The organism is Campylobacter sp. BCW_4338 (assembly GCF_001763255.1).
Taxonomy (GTDB): domain Bacteria; phylum Campylobacterota; class Campylobacteria; order Campylobacterales; family Campylobacteraceae; genus Campylobacter_D; species Campylobacter_D jejuni.
On the sequence record NZ_MJYJ01000066.1, the window covers coordinates 49,783 to 67,769 of the forward strand.

General features: G+C 30.4%; 18 protein-coding genes and 4 tRNA genes. 15 read left to right on the forward strand and 7 right to left on the reverse strand.

The genetic code is table 11. The features are described from left to right. Nucleotides 1-4: 4 nt before the first annotated feature. The 3 genes from AJN69_RS09195 (at nucleotide 5) to prfA (ending at nucleotide 1,933) form a co-directional block, all read left to right on the forward strand. The gene (locus tag AJN69_RS09195) at nucleotides 5-505 is read left to right on the forward strand and encodes a phosphatidylglycerophosphatase A (RefSeq protein WP_002862253.1); all 501 of its coding nucleotides are present in this window, start codon (nucleotides 5-7) and stop codon (nucleotides 503-505) included. A gap of 78 nt (nucleotides 506-583) precedes the next feature. Beyond that, nucleotides 584-847, forward strand: a complete 264-nt coding sequence (gene rpsT, locus AJN69_RS09200) for a 30S ribosomal protein S20 (RefSeq protein ID WP_002856547.1) — start codon at nucleotides 584-586, stop codon at nucleotides 845-847. Nucleotides 848-865: 18 nt separating this feature from the next. Next, nucleotides 866-1,933 (forward strand): peptide chain release factor 1, encoded by a 1,068-nt coding sequence (prfA, locus tag AJN69_RS09205; protein WP_002858952.1) that lies wholly within the window; start codon nucleotides 866-868, stop codon nucleotides 1,931-1,933. 13 nt (nucleotides 1,934-1,946) lie between these two features. On the opposite strand, the gene AJN69_RS09210 is transcribed toward prfA, so the two are convergent. After that, on the reverse strand, nucleotides 1,947-2,702 hold the full coding sequence (locus AJN69_RS09210) for a HugZ family heme oxygenase (RefSeq protein ID WP_052858804.1): 756 nt from the start codon (nucleotides 2,700-2,702) through the stop codon (nucleotides 1,947-1,949). A 193-nt stretch (nucleotides 2,703-2,895) separates the two neighbouring features. On the opposite strand from AJN69_RS09210, the gene AJN69_RS09215 reads away from it, so the two are divergent. The 4 genes from AJN69_RS09215 to AJN69_RS09230 are packed head-to-tail and all read left to right on the forward strand — an operon-like array spanning nucleotide 2,896 to nucleotide 7,568. Beyond that, nucleotides 2,896-5,028 (forward strand): TonB-dependent receptor, encoded by a 2,133-nt coding sequence (locus AJN69_RS09215; RefSeq protein ID WP_070288034.1) that lies wholly within the window; start codon nucleotides 2,896-2,898, stop codon nucleotides 5,026-5,028. Next, nucleotides 5,003-5,989 (forward strand): iron ABC transporter permease, encoded by a 987-nt coding sequence (locus AJN69_RS09220; protein WP_002856526.1) that lies wholly within the window; start codon nucleotides 5,003-5,005, stop codon nucleotides 5,987-5,989. Before AJN69_RS09215 ends, AJN69_RS09220 begins: the two co-directional genes overlap by 26 nt. Then, nucleotides 5,989-6,765 carry an ABC transporter ATP-binding protein gene (locus AJN69_RS09225; RefSeq protein ID WP_002937913.1) on the forward strand — a complete coding sequence of 259 codons (777 nt, stop codon included), beginning with the start codon at nucleotides 5,989-5,991 and terminating at the stop codon, nucleotides 6,763-6,765. Before AJN69_RS09220 ends, AJN69_RS09225 begins: the two co-directional genes overlap by 1 nt. Continuing rightward, the gene (locus AJN69_RS09230) at nucleotides 6,762-7,568 is read left to right on the forward strand and encodes an ABC transporter substrate-binding protein (protein ID WP_002881816.1); all 807 of its coding nucleotides are present in this window, start codon (nucleotides 6,762-6,764) and stop codon (nucleotides 7,566-7,568) included. The genes AJN69_RS09225 and AJN69_RS09230 overlap by 4 nt, the downstream gene beginning before the upstream one ends. Here AJN69_RS09230 and AJN69_RS09235 read toward each other — a convergent pair. After that, nucleotides 7,565-8,422 (reverse strand): radical SAM/SPASM domain-containing protein, encoded by an 858-nt coding sequence (locus AJN69_RS09235; RefSeq protein WP_057100607.1) that lies wholly within the window; start codon nucleotides 8,420-8,422, stop codon nucleotides 7,565-7,567. The two genes, AJN69_RS09230 and AJN69_RS09235, sit on opposite strands and share 4 nt — an antisense overlap. 165 nt (nucleotides 8,423-8,587) lie before the next feature. Between AJN69_RS09235 and AJN69_RS09240 the strand changes: the two genes are divergently transcribed. Continuing rightward, nucleotides 8,588-9,847, forward strand: a complete 1,260-nt coding sequence (locus AJN69_RS09240; RefSeq protein WP_002851199.1) for an MFS transporter — start codon at nucleotides 8,588-8,590, stop codon at nucleotides 9,845-9,847. On the opposite strand, the gene mutY is transcribed toward AJN69_RS09240, so the two are convergent. Then, the gene (gene mutY, locus AJN69_RS09245) at nucleotides 9,833-10,852 is read right to left on the reverse strand and encodes an A/G-specific adenine glycosylase (protein ID WP_070288033.1); all 1,020 of its coding nucleotides are present in this window, start codon (nucleotides 10,850-10,852) and stop codon (nucleotides 9,833-9,835) included. The two genes, AJN69_RS09240 and mutY, sit on opposite strands and share 15 nt — an antisense overlap. A gap of 72 nt (nucleotides 10,853-10,924) precedes the next feature. Here mutY and AJN69_RS09250 point away from each other — a divergent pair, with 72 nt between their 5' ends. The 7 genes from AJN69_RS09250 (at nucleotide 10,925) to AJN69_RS09280 (ending at nucleotide 13,837) form a co-directional block, all read left to right on the forward strand. Continuing rightward, entirely contained in the window at nucleotides 10,925-11,677 is a 753-nt protein-coding gene (locus AJN69_RS09250) for a hypothetical protein (protein WP_002895360.1), read from the forward strand. A 71-nt stretch (nucleotides 11,678-11,748) separates the two neighbouring features. Further along, nucleotides 11,749-11,823 (forward strand) — tRNA-Gly (locus tag AJN69_RS09255). A gap of 9 nt (nucleotides 11,824-11,832) precedes the next feature. Next, nucleotides 11,833-11,921 (forward strand) — tRNA-Leu (locus AJN69_RS09260). 18 nt (nucleotides 11,922-11,939) lie between these two features. After that, nucleotides 11,940-12,013, forward strand: a tRNA-Cys gene (locus AJN69_RS09265). Between the two features lie 22 nt (nucleotides 12,014-12,035). Then, a tRNA-Ser gene (locus AJN69_RS09270) sits at nucleotides 12,036-12,123 on the forward strand. Nucleotides 12,124-12,324: 201 nt separating this feature from the next. After that, nucleotides 12,325-13,335, forward strand: coding sequence for a bifunctional diaminohydroxyphosphoribosylaminopyrimidine deaminase/5-amino-6-(5-phosphoribosylamino)uracil reductase RibD (gene ribD / locus AJN69_RS09275; RefSeq protein WP_079396962.1), 1,011 nt, complete (start codon nucleotides 12,325-12,327; stop codon nucleotides 13,333-13,335). Beyond that, nucleotides 13,316-13,837, forward strand: a complete 522-nt coding sequence (locus AJN69_RS09280) for a hypothetical protein (RefSeq protein ID WP_002862267.1) — start codon at nucleotides 13,316-13,318, stop codon at nucleotides 13,835-13,837. Before ribD ends, AJN69_RS09280 begins: the two co-directional genes overlap by 20 nt. Nucleotides 13,838-13,844: 7 nt before the next feature. Here the strand turns inward: AJN69_RS09280 and AJN69_RS09285 are convergent, their stop codons facing one another. The 4 genes from AJN69_RS09285 to AJN69_RS09300 all read right to left on the reverse strand — a co-directional run bounded on the left by AJN69_RS09285 (nucleotide 13,845) and on the right by AJN69_RS09300 (nucleotide 17,958). Further along, nucleotides 13,845-15,209, reverse strand: coding sequence for an L-serine ammonia-lyase (locus AJN69_RS09285; protein WP_002855898.1), 1,365 nt, complete (start codon nucleotides 15,207-15,209; stop codon nucleotides 13,845-13,847). 14 nt (nucleotides 15,210-15,223) lie between these two features. Then, entirely contained in the window at nucleotides 15,224-16,474 is a 1,251-nt protein-coding gene (locus AJN69_RS09290) for an aromatic amino acid transport family protein (RefSeq protein ID WP_044779887.1), read from the reverse strand. 259 nt (nucleotides 16,475-16,733) lie between these two features. Next, on the reverse strand, nucleotides 16,734-17,150 hold the full coding sequence (locus tag AJN69_RS09295) for a PepSY-like domain-containing protein (RefSeq protein WP_044779888.1): 417 nt from the start codon (nucleotides 17,148-17,150) through the stop codon (nucleotides 16,734-16,736). A gap of 64 nt (nucleotides 17,151-17,214) precedes the next feature. Next, a complete protein-coding gene (locus AJN69_RS09300; RefSeq protein ID WP_044779889.1) occupies nucleotides 17,215-17,958 on the reverse strand; it encodes a DUF4261 domain-containing protein in 744 nt (247 codons plus the stop codon). Between the last annotated feature and the right edge of the window lie 29 nt (nucleotides 17,959-17,987).

The window sequence follows — 17,987 nt, forward strand, 5'->3', positions numbered from 1 at the left end:
CAAAATGCAAAAATTATTTTTAACTTTTTTTTATTCAGGTTCTATAAAAAAGGCAAGTGGTACTTTTGGTACTATCGCTGCTTTAATACCTGCTTTTTTTATACTTAAATATCTTGGGATTAATACTTTGTTTTTACTAAGCATTTTAATTTTTGTTGCAAGTATTCGTGTTATAGATGATTATGAAAAAAAAACAGGAATTCACGATGACAAACACATAGTTATTGATGAAGTTGCTGGGGTTTTTCTTGCTTGTGCTATTGCAGCAAGTGTTGAAAACTCGATAGTCAATTTTGTTTTGGCTTTTGTTTTATTTAGACTCTTTGACATTACAAAACCTTCTATTATTGGCAAGATAGATAAAAAAGTCAAAGGCGGACTAGGTGTAATGCTTGATGATATGCTAGCAGGATTGTTTGCTGGACTTTTAAGTGCGGTAATTTATGGATTTTTACTCAAATTTAATTTAGTTTTTTGGGATATAAATTTAAAAGATTTATTTTGAAATTTTGCTTAAATTAATGAAATTTTAAATTTTATTCTTATATAATTTAGTCTTTAATTTCAAAAAAGGAAAATATAAATGGCAAACCATAAATCTGCTGAAAAAAGAGCAAGACAAACTATTAAAAAAACAGAAAGAAATAGATTCTATAGAACAAGACTTAAAAATATAACTAAAGCCGTAAGAGAAGCTGCAGCAAATGGAGATAAAAATGCTGCTAATGAAGCTTTAAAAGTAGCTAATAAAAGCATTCATGCTATGGTAAGTCGCGGTTTCATTAAAAAACAAACTGCTTCTCGCCGTGTAAGCCGCTTAGCCCTTTTAGTAAATAAAATCGCATAATTTTCTATATAGTTTTTAATGTTAGCTAGCAAACTAGATCCTTTTTTAAAACGCTTTGAAGAGTTAAATTCTCTTCTTAGCAGTTCTGATATACTCAACGATATCAGTAAAATGACTACACTCTCTAAAGAACAAAAAAATTTAGAACCTATCGTTTTAAAAGCTAAAGAGTATTTAAAAACTTTAGACAATATAGAAGAAAATAAAGCTTTGCTAAACGATCCAGAACTTGGGGAACTTGCAAAAGAAGAACTAAAAACTTTAGAAGAATTAAAACCAAAACTTGAAGAAGAGATTAAAATTTTACTTCTTCCTAAAGATCCCAATGATGAAAGAAATATTTTTCTTGAAATTCGTGCAGGCACAGGTGGCGATGAGGCATCTTTATTTGTAGGAGATCTTGTAAAAGCTTATGCAAGATATGCTGAAAATCGCGGCTATAAACTTGAGATTGTAAGCTCTAGCGAAGGAAGTGTAGGTGGATTTAAAGAAATCATCATGCTTGTTAAAGGAACAGGAGCTTATTCAAGACTTAAATATGAAGGTGGAACGCACCGTGTTCAAAGAGTTCCTCAAACAGAATCCCAAGGACGCGTGCATACTTCTGCTATCACCGTGGCAGTAATGCCAGAAGTTGATGATATAGAAATTGAAATCAATCCAAACGATCTTAAAGTTGATGTGATGCGATCTTCAGGACATGGTGGACAAAGTGTAAATACTACTGATTCAGCTGTTCGCATCACTCATATCCCTACAGGTATAGTTGTAGTCAATCAAGATGGAAAAAGCCAACACAAAAATAAAGAAAGTGCGATGAAAGTCCTAAAAGCAAGGCTTTATGAAATGCAAGAGAGTGAAAGACTAGCAAAAGAAAGCGAAGCAAGAAAATCACAAGTAGGAAGCGGAGATAGAAGCGAACGCATTCGCACTTACAATTTTCCACAAAATCGTATCAGTGATCATAGAATAAATCTTACTTTATATCGCTTAGATGCCATTATGCAAGATGGGCTTTTTGATGAAATCATAGAACCTTTAATCACTCATCATCAAGCCCAAGCTTTACAAGAACAAAATTTATAAGATTTTATATAAATTAATGCTTATGTGGGAATTTATGTGGATTTCCACTAGCACCTACATGTGAAACATTTCCATTTTCTATATCATAAGCTTGACCAAAACCTTTTACAAAGCGTCCTTTTTTAAATTCAAGCTTTACTAGATGAAAATCAAGCATCTTGCGTATAGTTTTAATGCCTCCTTCTCCTCCGGTTTGTTTTTCAAACTCATCATAAATTTGATCAAATCTTTCACCTCTCTCTAAAAAGCTTGCATTTACTCTATAGCGCAATCTTTTGCGAAGTATAACAGAAGCAGCTTTACTCTCATCCTCTAAAAACATTATTTCTATATTGTTTGGATTTACTTTGATGTTGTTAAAATGTTCACTTACTTCACTTATATAAATATAATTTCCCCATTGTGTGCTTACAAAAGGTGCATACGAGCAAACAACTTCTCCATTTGCATTTAAAGTTGCCAAAGCTACAGAATTAAAACTTAGCATAAATTCATTTAATTCTTTTTCTACGCCACTAAAATTTTGCTCGCTCTTTGCACTCATGCAAAGGGATATTATAGTATCTTTAATCGTGTTTTCATCGGCTTTTTTAGGAAATTCCACTCGTAAATTTTCTTTATCATTGTAAACAAGATCCAAGCCATTAAAATCAACACTTTTTAGAAAAACATCTTGCACTTGCTCAATACCACCAAATTTTTTACAAAGATCAACTAAATTTGATTTATGATGATCATTCATATGAGAAATAATGCTTTCAAAATTCATTTTTATCCTTTCTTGATTTTAAAATAAAATATTAAAAAAAATGGTATCAATTATCAAATTAAAAATAACTTAAAATATAAAAATTATCTATTTTAACAAAAATTTATACCAAATTAAGTTAATAAAGGATAAATTTCATTCTAAATTATTATGATATAAATTATCATTATTTATTTTATTTAAGGAGTAAAATTTGTACCCAAATAAAAAAGTTTTTAAATTATCTTTATTTGCATTATTACTAATAACTAATTTAAATGCACAAGAGTCAAATGAAGCTATCAATCTACAAAAAGTTGTTGTTAGTGCAACAGGTTTTGAGCAAGATGTAGACTCAAATTTACGCAATGTAATCAGCATAGAAGGCAAAAATCTGCAAAATAAAGGTTATGTTTCCTTAGAACAAGCCTTAGAAAGAATTTCGGGTATTAGCTTTGTAAATTTTGGACTTGGACGCAATATAGATATGCGTGGACAAGGAGATAAATCCAATATAGCTGTAAAAGTTATGATCGATGGGCGTGCTATTAATGTTCTTGATAATTCCCATGGTGTGACCCCACTAGATAGTATCAATTTAGATAATGTAGAACGCATAGAAATCATACCTGGGGGTGGATCTGTGCTTTATGGAAGTGGTACTAGAGGGGGTGTGATTAATATCATTACAAAAAAACAAAAATCAGATGCTTTTGCTATAAATTTAAAAAGCAGTGCTTATGATCATGGCGGACTAGGTGGAAATTTAGGTATCAATGGCGCCAAACAAATAAATGAAAATTTAGCTTTTAGCTTTGATATACAAAGTTTTAACCTTGATGGATATCAAGAAGGTTATAATGAAAAAGGTTATTTTATCAACACAAAAACCTATATTAATATCAATGATAATAGCGATTTAACTTTGGGTTATAATTATTTTAAAAGCAAAAATACCAGCAGTGGCTATCTAACAAAAGCACAAGCTCAAAGCGATCCAACCCAAAAAGGCAATAGTGACAATATCACACAAATCAATCGCCCTGAAATTTCTTTGGATTATCATTACTATTTTGATGATATATGGGAATTTAACCTAGAAGCTTTTTGGCAAAATCAAAAGATCAATTATCTAAAAGATGAAATTTCTATGATGGGAACTACAGCTTATCAAAATGGAAGTGGTTTTGAAGACACACTTACAGGGATAAGTTTAAAAAACAAACTAAATTATGCAAATAATTCTTATTTTATTTTTGGTTATGAATTTACAAACCATGATGCAAAAAGAAAGAGTTTGGTGTATTATAGCGTTCCAGGTGTCATAAATTATCACAGGATGACAACTTTAATGGATATGACTAAACAAAGCCATTCTATTTTCGCTCTTGATTCTCATAATTTTAATGAATTTTTCACTTTATCCGGTGGAGCTAGATATGAATTTAGCACTTATAATACCAATAGATCTTATAGAAATGAAATGAGTATAAACGGAAGACCGCCATCATCAAATCCTATAATCACAGACTCAACAACCCTTTTTGATACCGATAAAAACACCAATAATTTTGCTTTTGAAATCACTCCTAACTTTAAATACTCTGACACAGGCAATCTTTATCTTAAATACGAAAGAGGTTTTGTTTCTCCTACACCTGCTCAATTTGCCAATCGCAACAAAACTGGTAATGGAATACCACCCTATTATTCGTCGAACCTAAAAGCTGAGATCTTTGATACCTTTGAACTAGGTATTGATGATTTTTGGTGGGATTTTTACGGCTTTAATCTAACTTTATTTTACACCCTAAGCAAAGATGAAATTTCTTATCTTGGAAACCCTCATTCTACTAGTGGATCTTGGTGGAAATATTATAATATAGATCAAACTCGCCGTCTAGGAGTAGAATTAAGTCTGAGTCAAAATTTTTTAGATGATGATTTAATCTTTAGAGAAAGTCTAACTTATCTTGATGCTAAAATTTCTAAAGGCGTTAATGACGGCATGAGAATTCCTTATGTTTCAAAAATCAAAGCCACAGCTGGGCTAGAATACGCTTGGAATAAAAATTTCTCAAATTTTATTGATTTAACCTATTTTTCTAGAGCAAAAGATGGTGGAACTATAAATGAAAATACAGGAAAAATGTCTAAAAATTCTTGGATAAGGGATTATTTTTTAACAGATATTGGTATGAAATATAATTATAAAAAATTACAAATTTTAGCAGGAATTCGCAATCTTTTCGATAAAAGATACTACACATACCAAGACAGTATAAATGATCAATACCTAGTTGGGAATGGCAGAAACTACTATGTTGAATTTAAATACGCATTCTAAAATTTTAGTGATTATAGGGCTTTTGGTAGCTTATATAATCGCTTCTTTTACAGCACTTTGCTTAGGAGATGAGAATTTAAACCCAAAAGAACTTTTTTCATATATCTTTAGCCAAGATGAAATTTTAAGACAAATCATCATAGATGGACGCTTACCACGGATTATAATGGCGATTTTAATCGGTATGCTTCTAGCTAGTAGTGGGGCTATCACTCAAAATGTATTTTCAAATCCTATAGCTGATCCTTATATCATAGGTATAGCTTCTGCGGCAACCTTTGGAGCGGTTTTGGCGTATTTGTTAAAATTGAATGATTATTATTATGGAATTTTAGGTTTTGTTTGCTCTGCCTTTTTTGCCCTAGGAGTTTTTAAAATTTCTTCTAAAGCTTCTATAGCGACTTTACTCATTATCGGCATAGCAGCTTCATCTTTTTTAGGAGCTTTTACTTCTTTTTTCACTTATCTTATAGGCGAGGATTCTTTTAAAATAGTCGCTTGGCTTATGGGAAATATAGGCAATGCTTCTTGGTTTCGTGTGGGAATTTTAATCTTGCCTTTAATTTTTTGTTTGTTTTATTTTTACGCTCATAAAAACGAATTAAACATACTTTTAAGCGGAGATGATGAAGCTAGAAATCTAGGGGTAAATGCTCAAAAATTAAAGATAAATTTACTCATTGTCTCATCTTTGGCTGTATCTTTTGCGGTTGCTTTTAGCGGACTTATAGGCTTTGTTGGACTCATCATTCCTCATACTATAAGACTTTTGCTTAAAAATTATGATAATGCCTTAGTTATCCCTTTATGTACAGCATTTGGAGGATTATTTTTACTTATTTGTGATACTTTAGCAAGAACTCTTTTAGCCCCTGTACAAATTCCGATTGGAATTTTAACTGCATTTTTTGGAGCTCCTATTTTTTTATACTTGGCTTTAAGTGCTAGGAGATTTTTATAATGCTAAAAATACAAGATTTAAGCTTTGCTTATCACCAAAAAGATTTACTAAAAAACATTCATTTAGAACTTAAAAATCAGGCTTTTATAGGAATTTTAGGGCCAAATGGCTCAGGTAAAAGCACTCTTTTAAAACTTATACTTAAAAATTTAAGTCCAAATAAAGGAGAGATAAGTCTTTTTAATACAAATATCAAAGATTTTTCTCTTAAAGAATTTGCCAAAATTTGCGGCTTTGTGCCTCAAAAATCAGAATTAAACACCCCTTTAAAAGTCATCGATGTGCTTTTAATGAGCAAATATGCGAATTTAAAACACGCTTTTAGTTCTTATTCTAAAGAAGATATTTTAGAAATTAAAGAATTTGCTAAGGATTTAAGACTTGAAAATTTTCTAGAAAGAAGCATACTTTCTTTAAGTGGGGGTGAATTTCAAAGAATGCTTTTAGCAAGAGCTTTGCTTAAAAAGCCAAAAATTCTTTTTTTAGATGAACCTACTTCAGCCCTTGATTTAAACTATGCTATAGAGCTTTTAACTCTTTGCGAAAAACTAGTTAAAGAAAAAAATATAGCCGTTGTTGCTATCTTGCATGATTTAAATTTAGCTTCCATGTTTTGCGATAAAATCCTTTTTTTAAAAGAAGGAGAAATAAAGTATTTTGGAACGAGCAAAGAGCTTTTTACTCAAGAAATTTTAAAAGAAATTTATGATTTAAACTGCGAGATTATTTATAAAAATTCTAAACCTTATATTTTAGCTTTAAAGGAGAAAAAATGAAAAAAATTTTAATTATTATGAGTTTATTTTTAATCACACTAAATGCAAAAGAACGCCTTGTAGTGCTTGATCCTGCAAGCATAGAAACCCTTTTTATGCTTAAAGCTGAAGATCAAATCGTAGGCATTGCCACTTTACAACACTCAAATATCTATCCTAAAGATCAAACCTCAAAACTTACAAGCGTAGGCACTTTTTCAAATCCTTCACTTGAAAAAATAGTAGCATTAAAACCAAGTTTGGTGATTTTAAGCTCTTATTCTTTAAATTTAGAAGAAGGACTTAAAAATTTTGGTATCAAAAGTATCAATTTAAAAGCCGAGCGTTTAGAAGATATAACAAAAAATATCACAACCTTAGGCCAAATCACCAAAAAAGAAAAAGAAGCAGAGCTTTTAAAACAAGAATTTACCCAAAATTTAAAAAAATTAAGCGATAAACCCCTAAATAAAAGTGCGATTTATCTTTATTCTAGCAACCCTTTAATGGCCTTTAATGATAATTCTTTAATAGCTGATATTTTAAGACTCATAGGGATTAAAAATTTAAGCCCGCAAAGTCAAATTTCAAGACCTGTTATATCAGCAGAATATATACTGAAACAAAATCCAGACATACTCATTCTTGGAATTAATGCTAAAAACAACCTTTTAGATACAAATGCTTTATTGAAAAATACCAAAGCAGTTAAAACAGGAAGTATTTATTTTAACAAAGATACACATATATTATTACGTCTTAGTCCTAAGATAATAGATAGAATTCAAGAATTTAAAACAAAGCTAGAAAATAACAATTTTTAATCACCCAATCTTGCTTTAAAAAATTCGCAAGTTTGACAAAGTTTTTCTATGCGTTTATCTTCTTCAAAAGCTTTTTTCATCATCTTTATACGCGGTGATTTAAAAAGCTTATCAAAGTTATTTTCAAAAACATTTCCTAAGTTAATATCTGCTTTAGTATCCAAACAGCAAGGCACCAAACTTCCATCACTTAAAATCCCAATTTGCTCTTTTAAAGCATGACATTTTCCTTTTTTATAAAGGGGTTCATCTTTTAAATTTGGCCATTTAAAAAGTTTATTTTGATGAAGCAAAATATGTCTTTGCAAGCGATTTTTACTTAAGTTTGTATCGATCTTAACTTCAAATTCTTTGGATAAAAACTCATAAATTTTTAAATTTGACTTAGGTGCTTTAAAATTAGCATCTAAATTCCAAAGTCTTAGATTGATAAAAGAAAGGCTTTTTTGCTCTAAATGCTTTTTGCAAAGTTCTAAAATAGGCTTAAAATACTGTTCTAAAGAAATTTTGCTTTGACTTAAAAAAGACATTAAAGAAATATTGATTTGATGGATATTCTCATACCCTAACAATAAAGCTTGATTTTTAGAATTTAGATAAAAGCCACTTGTAGTGATTTCAAGTTTCATAGCTTCACTTTTTGAGATTTTTAGATAATTTTCCAAATTAGGTAAAAGCAAAGGATCGCCCAAAAGATGAAAGGTAAAAAGCTCAGCTTTATTAGAAATTTCATAAGCTAAGTTTTGAAATTTTTCTTCACTCATTACCCCGCGAATTCCTTTTTGAGAAGGACAAAAATCACATTTTAAACCACAAATATCGCTTAATTCTATATATATTTTTTTAAATTTCATTATATTTCCTAGAGTAAACATTTTACCAAAATTTATGAAATTTATTAAAATATGTAACATTTTTATCGATATTTTTATCTTTTTTATTTCTCTTCTTTATTTTTAAATATATTAAACAAAAATCACACTATACTTAAATAAAAATCTAAAATTAAGGAAGGGTTTATGCAAGAGCTTACTCGCACGAAAAAAATTCGCTCTATTATTGCTGCAAGTAGCGGAAATTTAGTAGAGTGGTTTGACTTTTATATCTACGCTTTTACAGCAACTTATTTTGCTCATACTTTTTCAACTTCAGATAATCCTGTTATCCAGCAAATCAATGCCTTTGGGGTTTTTGCAGCAGGGTTTTTTATGCGTCCTATAGGCTCTTGGCTTTTTGGCTCTTTAGCTGATAAAGTAGGTCGTAAAAAATCTATGGTTATATCAGTGGTTTTAATGGCTTTGGGCTCTTTTATGATAGCAGCCTTGCCAAGCAAAGATACAGTGGGAGATCTTGCTATTATCTTACTTTTAATAGCAAGACTCATTCAAGGTCTTAGTGTAGGCGGGGAGTATGGCATAGCAGCTACTTATCTTTCAGAACTTGCTACAGAAGGAAAACGCGGTTTTTACTCATCTTTTCAGTATGTAACCCTAATAGGTGGTCAACTTTTGGCCGTTGCAAGCATTAGTATAATGTTTTTATTTTTTAGCATTGATGATATGAAAGATTATGCTTGGAGAATACTTTTTGTAATAGGCGGAATTTTAGCACTAGGCTCGCTTTTTGTAAGAAAAATGATGAATGAAAGTGCTACAAAACTTCACCAGCATGAAGATCGTGGTACTTTAAAAGCATTATGCAAATCTTGGAAACCTTTTTTAATGGTGCTTGGGGTTACTTCTGGAGGTTCTTTAGCTTTTTATACTATTACAACTTATACTAAAACTTTTATGGAAAATACGGGTATGGATAAAATGCTTGTTAATAATCTTTTCTTAGGTGCTTTATTTATACTAATGATCATTCAACCTCTTTTTGGATATATAGGAGATAAAATAGGTCACAAACGATCTTTAATTGTATTTTGTATTTTGGCATTGGTAGGAATTTATCCTATTTTTTCACTTATAGCCAATAACGCACAAAATAATCCTTCTTTGACATTTATGTTGGTGGTATTATTGTTTGTTATTTTAAGTTTTTATACTTCAGTTGCTGGGATTTTTAAAGCAAAACTTTTTCCTGAACATGTAAGAGCTTTAGGGACAGGTTTGGGTTATGCTATTTCAAATGCTGTTTTTGGAGGATCTGCTCCTTGGGTTGCTTTACAATTTAAAAATGCAGGTATAGAAAATGGCTTTTTTATCTATATAGCTATTTTTACAATCATCATGCTTATAGCTACTTTATGTTTGCCTAAAAAATCAGAGCTTAATTAATTTTAACGCTTTTAAAGAAAGTGCTGAAAGTGCGGTACTTTCTAACTCTTTTAAGGTTTTAAATTCATAATTTTTATTTTCATTGTTTAAAATTTGATGATAAACCTTGATATTAAGTTTATACTTAGTATAGCTGTGCTTAAACTCCCCTATAAAACTCATATCTTTAGAAAGTTTATACTCTCCTTCTTTAAAAAAAGGAAAATTATACATACCCTTATAAAGCTTATCTTGACTTTGCCCTATGGCAAATTTTTTATTAAATTCAAACAAAAAAAGATTTAAATTTACACTCTCATAAAGTATTTTTTTAGCTCTTGGATAAAGTTCTGTATGAAATTTGCCTTGACAAAAATCATACAAAGGACAAATCCCACACTTTGCATTTTTACTCACGCAAACCAAAGCCCCTACATCAAGCAAAGCTTGGTTGTGATCAAAGGCATGATTTACATTTAAAAGCTCTTTAGCTCTTTTTTCAAGTTCTTTCATACTAGGATTTTCCAAAGTAAAAAGACGAGAAAGCACACGGCGTATATTGCCATCAACAAAAGAAACCTTTTGATCATAGCCAAAACAAGCTATAGCACCTGCTGTATAAGCTCCTATACCGCTTAATTTTTTTAGATCCTCAACTTCTTTGGGTAATTTAACTCCAAACTTATCCACACATTCTAAAGCTGCCTTTTTTAAATTTCTAGCACGAGTGTAGTAACCAAGCCCTTGCCAAGCCTTTAAAAGTTCATCTTCATTAGCATTAGCCAAACTTTGCAAAGTAGGAAATTTTTTCAAAAAGGGGAAATAAAACCTTTCTAAAACTGATTTAACTTGAGTTTGCTGAAGCATAATTTCGCTGATATAAACCCCATAAGCTCTATCAATATGCTTTAAACTTTCATCACAATTTTGACTTTGTAAATTACGCCAAGGCAAAGTTTTGCGTCCATTTTTTTCATACCAAAGAAGTAAATTTTCTTGTAGTTTTTCAAGCTCTTTTTTTTGCATAAATGAGAGTATAACAAAAAATTTTAAAATTTTTTGCTAAAATTAGCTCAAATTAAATTATTAAGGATATCCATGTTAGCTTTTTTTAAAGGTTTAGGTATAGGTTTTTTATGTTTATTACTTTTTGTTGCAGGAGTAGTTTTTAATGTAGAATTTTTAGGCAAAAAAGACTCTAATCATGATTTATATTTTTCAAGAAATATAGAAGTAAGCAATACACTAAAACCCGATATTTTATATGCAAATATTAATTTTTGGGCAAATGAAAATTTAAGTTCAAAAATCACATTAGACAATAGTGAAAAAGCCGAAATCACAAATACTTTCAATCAAATTTTAGAACGCTCAAAAAAAGAAAATTTTTGTAGCGGAGGAAGTTTTTCTTTAGAACCTAATTTTTCCTATAAAGATGGTATACAAACTCCAAAAGGTCAAAGATTTGATGCGAATTTAGAATGTGAATTTAAAGAAAACCAACTTGCAGATTTTAACAAGCTTTTAAATGACATCAATTCTATCATAGCTAAAAATAATTTCATCAGCGTTTCAACACCAGCCATACAAACAAAATTTTCAAAAGATACACTAAACAACAACAAAGAAAATCTCTACAAAGAGCTTTTAAAAACATCATACGAATATGAAAAAACTTACTCTTTAGATCTTAATAAAACTTGTGTATTGAAAAATTTACAAGTAAATACAAATGCCAATATCGCACCTAGAATGTTAAATGCAAAATCTGACAATATAGAACTTTCATCTCCAATTATCAGCGAAAAAGAACAAATTTTAAGCGCGAAAGCTTTATTTATTTGCAAATAACTTAAGGCAAAATAAACTCCTTTTAAGTTTATTTTGCTATACTTTTATCTTCAATTCTTTCAGAAATTTATGCGGGAATAGCTCAGGGGTAGAGCACAACCTTGCCAAGGTTGGGGTCGCGAGTTCGAATCTCGTTTCCCGCTCCATAATCACCCGCCCGGGTGGTGGAATTGGTAGACACAAGGGACTTAAAATCCCTCGGAATTTTTCTTCCGTGCCGGTTCAAGTCCGGCCTCGGGCACCACTTTTTCAACATTATCAGGGCGACATAGCCAAGCGGTAAGGCATGGGCCTGCAAAGCCTTGATCTCCGGTTCGAATCCGGATGTCGCCTCCAAAAAGGCAAAACTTTACTTTATCGGGAGATGGCTGAGTGGTCGAAAGCGGCGGTCTTGAAAACCGTTGAGGGTCACACCTCCAGGGGTTCGAATCCCTTTCTCCCGGCCACCAAAACTTTCTAGTTTATCAAGCTTATGTCATTCCTAAAATTATAAAGGATGCTACAGATGAAAAATAATTTCGGTCTTACTATTTTTGTTATATCCTAAAAAACTTAGAAAAACTATGGTTAATATAACTAAAATAAGAAATACAAATGGAAAATTTAGAATTTATTATCTTAAAACAAAAATATAAAATTTTAAAAATATGTCAAATTTTAAAATACAAGGTAGCCAAATGAAAGAATTTTATATGAATTTAGCTTTAAATGAGGCTTGGAAATATCAGTTTTTAACCTATCCGAATCCGGCTGTAGGCTGTGTAATCTTAGATAAAAATGAAAAAATTTTAGCCATAAAAGCTCATGAAAAAGCTGGATTGGCTCATGCAGAACTTAATGCCATAGCTCATGCTTTTAAAAGTTTAAGACCTGAAATTTCATTGCCTAAAGAAGCAAACGCTTTACATGAGTTTATTTGCAAAAACCATCAAGGTGTATTTAAAGATAGCATAGCTTTTGTAACGCTTGAACCTTGCTCTCATCAAGGAAAAACGCCTCCTTGCGCAAAACTCTTTAGCGAGCTAGGTTTTAAAAAAATTTTCATCAGCGTTAAAGATGAAAATAAAATCGCAAGCGGTGGAGCTAAGTTTTTAAAAAAACAAGGTGTAGAGGTTGAATTTGACATACTTAAAGAAGAAGGAAAAAAACTTTTAAAACCTTTTTTAAAATGGCAAAAAGGGCAATTTAAACTTTTTAAATTAGCCCTTTCTATGAACGGCTCACCTTTTGGTAAAATCGTAAGCAATGAGCTAAGTCGTACTTATGCACATAAAATTAGAGCGGTGATTGATTTACTTGTAGTCGGTGGAGAAACCATAAGAAAAGATCACCCTATACTAGATGCTAGGCTTTGCAAAGCAAAAGCGCCTAATCTTTGTATCTTAAGCCGTCAAAATATAGATAATTTTGATAAAAATATCCCTTTATTTAAAGTTCCAAATCGCCAAATTTATACCCAAATTCCAAGTGAAACTAAATTTTTAATGTATGAGGGTGGAGAAAATTTTCTCAAAACCTTTAAAGATGAAATAGATATGTTTTTGATTTTTCAAAGTTCAAGTTTAAATGATGAAAAAAATGTTACAATACCTTTAAATTTCAAGCCACTTTATAGGAATTTTTTAGGGAGTGATACTTATGGCATTTATGAACTTTAGTGGATTTTTTTATGCAAGAAATGATTTAAGATTATTTAAAATAGAAAAGAAAAATGAATTAAAATCCTTTTTTTACAAAGACTACACCTTATCAAGCTATAAAGATGCTTTAAATTTAAACAATGAAATCTTTTTTTATCAAAGTTTAAAAGAAGGCTTATTTAAAGAAAATGATGAAATTTTAGTTTCAAATTTGGGTAAAAAGATCATACTTTTTAGAAATTTCACTCAAAATTGCGATAATTTTAATGAAGCAAAATTAAAACAAATATTGCTTTTATTTTTTTTATTATTAGCGAGTGTATTTTTTGCAAGTTTGGCTATGATTAATGAATTTGGAGCCATAGATCTTGTTTTTTTAATGATTTGCTTATTGCTTTTAGTGATGGGAGTAATTAATCTTGGCTTGCTTTTTAAGCAAATTCGTATTCTTAAAAGTTTTTCCAAAGAAGAAATGAAAGAATTTTTAAGTCAAAGAATGAAAAAATACACTAAAGTGTAAAAACACTTTAGCATACTGTTTTTAAATTTGTAGCAAGACCACCTAAAGAAGTTTCTTTGTATTTATAATTCATATCTTTTCCTGTTTCATACATGGTTTCTATAACCTCATCAAGGCTTACCATAGGAGTAGATTTACGTGTCATTGCCATTCTAGCAGCACTTATAGCCTTAATAGCTCCAAAGGCATTTCTTTCTATGCAAGGAATTTGCACAAGCCCTGCAACTGGATCGCAAGTTAAACCTAGATGATGTTCCATTGCCATTTCAGCAGCGTTGCATGCTTTAAAAGCATTAGCCCCTAAAACTGTTGCCATAGCCGCAGCTGCCATCGAACTAGCACTACCAATTTCTGCTTGACAGCCTGCTTCTGCTCCGCTAATGCTTGCATTTTTCTTATAAAAAGAACCTATAAGCATTGCTGTTAATAAAAACTCTATAGCCTTTTCATCACTAAAACCTATAGTATGGTTTTTAAGATAAAGCATAACAGCAGGGATAACAGCACATGCTCCATTTGTTGGTGCGGTTACAACTTTTGCTCCGCTAGCATTTTCTTCAGCAATCGCAATAGCATATAAAGAAATAAAATCGATAATGCCCATAGGATCAGCTGTCATCGCCACTCTTTCTTTAAGTCCTTTAGCTCTACGCTTTAAATGAAGTTTTCCAGGCAAATAATCTTCATTTGGATGAGTGCCATTATAATACACTTCTTGCATTACTTCCCAAATTTCAAGACAATAAGCACGAATTTCCTCTTTAGTGTGAAATTGCAATTCGTAACGATAAGAAAGCTCTGCTAAATCCCAATCTCTTTTATCGCAAAGCTCTAAAGCTTCTTTTGCATTGTTAAGCTCTATATCTAGTTTTTTCTTTTTATTTTGGTTGGAATTTTTACCTTTTTTTTCTAATTGTGCAGCTGTTAAAACAAAGCCTCCACCTACAGAATAATAAGTTTCTTCATCAACTAACCCACCTTTACAATCATAAGCTTTAATCTTCATACCATTCTCATGTAAAGGTAAAAAATCTTTGGAAAATATCAAATCTTTTTCATAATTAAAACAAAGTTTTTTCTCACCACAAAAATCAATTTGAGCATTTTCAATAGCATTTTTATTTACTTCATCTTGTATTGCTGCGCTTAAATTTTTAGCTTCTAGGCCATTTAACCCCCAAATTACAGCCTTATCACTCAAGTGTCCTTTACCTGTTAATGACAAAGAACCATAAAGAGTAACCTCAACTCTATCAATTTCATCAAGCTTTTTAGCAACTTTTTTACAAAATAAATTTCCAGCAAGCATAGGCCCTAAAGTATGAGAAGAAGAAGGACCGACACCTATTTTAAAAATGCTTAAATTACTCATTTTTTATCCTTAATTTATAAAAGATTGTGAATTGCAGCAGAAATTGCAACTATTCCCATTACCAAAATAAAAAGATCTAAAAATTTATTACGAAATCTTGCCAAAATATCAAAACGATAAATACAATAAAGCGGCATCAAGAAAAGCAAAATAGCCAAAACAGGACCACCAATAGCCTCAATAATTCCTATAACACTTGGATTTTTATACGCAACAAGCCAAGCGATAACAAAGGTAATGATCGCTGTTAAAGTTTGAGCGAATTTACCTTGAATTTTACCATTACTTGCTTTATATAAAATACCGTTTAAGCCTTCTTGAGAACCAAGATAATGTCCTAAGAAACTTTTACTAATGGCCACAAGTGCAACAATAGGCCCAACATAAGTCAGCAAAGAAACTTCAGGAAATTTATTTGCTATAAAGGTAAGAATATTGATATTTTGATCTTTTGCTGATGCAAAATCTTCTGGTGTAAAAGTTAAAGCGCAAGAAAAAACAAAAAACATTACAACAAAAACCATAAGAATAATTGCCAAAGAAATAATTTTTCTAGCGCGAGGTTCAGCATAATCACCATATTCTTTTTTACAATAACAAGCAAGTGAAGAAATAATAGGAGAGTGATTAAAACTAAATACCATCACAGGAATAACAAGCCATAAAGTAACCCAAAAATTACTTGTTGAAATTACGGAAAAATCAACATTTGTAAATAATGATGAATTCCATTGTGGAATTAAAAGCAATGAAAAAATAAATAAAAATATAATAAAAGGAAAAACAAGAAAACTCATTGCTTTTGTCACAACATTTTCACCAAGAATAGAAATCAAAACCAAAACTCCAACAATCAAAAAACTCACCCACCAACGAGCAGCATGAGTAAGATCTGCATTGAAATTAAACTGATTGACTAAAAATTCAAGTAAAGTTGTTGTAAGATTAGCACTATAAACCAATAAAATGGGCAAAATAGCAAAAAAATACAAAAGCGTAATTAAAAATCCACCACCCTTGCCAAAATAACCTTCTGCAACAAAAGTAATATCATCTTTTGGATTAGAACTTGAAAGCACAAAGCGACATAAATTTCTATGAGCTAAGTAAGTCATAGGAAAAGCTAAAACAAGTATAACTAACAAAGGTATCAATCCACCAAGCCCAGCACTAATAGGTAACAAAAGTACACCGGCTCCAATAGCTGTTCCAAAAAGAGATAAAACCCACCTTGTATCGTGACTAGTCCATTTAGGAGTATTCATTATTCTTCCTTAAATTTAAGATTACATCTCTTTTATTTTAGCAAAATATTTATAAATAATTATTTTTTAAAAAAAATATTTTAAATCTTATGTAACATTTTGTAAATTTAATTTTATAAAAAAACAATCACCTGTATCAATAAAGTATTATTTTAAAACTAAATATATTTTGGGTTTTGCAATCAAAAAATAAAAATTTGGAAGACTATGCTTCCAAATTTTTGCATCAAATTTTCTAAGGGAGTTAAATTTTCAAAAATTAATCTAATTTTTGACCTAGGACATTTCCTTGCATATCCGTATAAACTTTCATGTTATTATTAAACTTAAATTTATAACCATTAATTTCTTTATCTATTTCAAGAATTTGAGCATTTGGTTGAGTTGCGCTTACTTTTTTCATAACACTAGGTAAAATAGTATGCGGTAAAGCCTTATATTTTCCATCAACTTCTTTCCAATCTCCATTGATCGTAAAATCAATTTCAGTTCCATCATTTAAAATTACATCATAAGAATCTATATCTTTTTTCACTAAACCAATTTGAGCGGTTTTAAAATTTTTAGAAATAAATTCTTTGGCATTATTTGGAAGTTCGCTAGCAGGAACAACCATATCTTTAGCTAAAAGCACCGTAGCGCCCAACAAAGCAAGTAAAGTTAATTTTGCTTTCATAGTTTCTCCTTTTTTGTCTTGGTTGGCGAAAGTTTAACTCAAAACTGTGAAGTGAATGTGAAACTTAAAAAATAATTTTCAAGCTTTCGTTCTCAACACTTATACCTTGACTTTTTATAAATTTTATTTCTTTTCCATCTTCAAATTTTAAAATATCTTTATCTTTTAGATTAATATCATAAGTTAAAATATGTAAAACAATATCATAAATACAAAAGAAAAGTTCTTTTTCTTCTATGTTTAAATCACAAACTTCAAGTTCTAATTTATCAAAATTTCTAAGCCCATAAGTATAAGCATTAACTCCATTTTCACTAGGATAAACACTAACATATATCCAATTATATACCGGTAAGCGATTATCATCTAACATTTTTGCATTTTCTATATAAAAACTGGGCTCTAGAACAACTGCACCTGTATAAAAACCTAAAGCATGTTTATTATCCAAACATAAAGCTGCAATTTTCGTAAACATTTTAGCTTGTTCTAATTTGCTTTGATCTTGACTTAGCACCGCTATAAGAAGGTGAGCTTTATGTTTTTTAGTTTGCTCTAAGGCATCTTTCCATATAAAATTAAAATTTGCATAGTATTCTGCTTCGTGATTAGGTATAGGATTTTTAATCAAATTTAGAGTAACCAACATATTTTCATATGAAAAAATCACGCCCTCTTTGGTAAAATTTTCATCAGTTATTTTTATATTAAATTTATCTTCTAAAATGCTTTTTAACTCCGAAAAATTAAAATCAACTTCATCAAGAAGAACAAAAGAGGTAAAATTGTGATTTAAATCTATAGTCATGTTAAACCCTATTAAATTTTTATAAATTA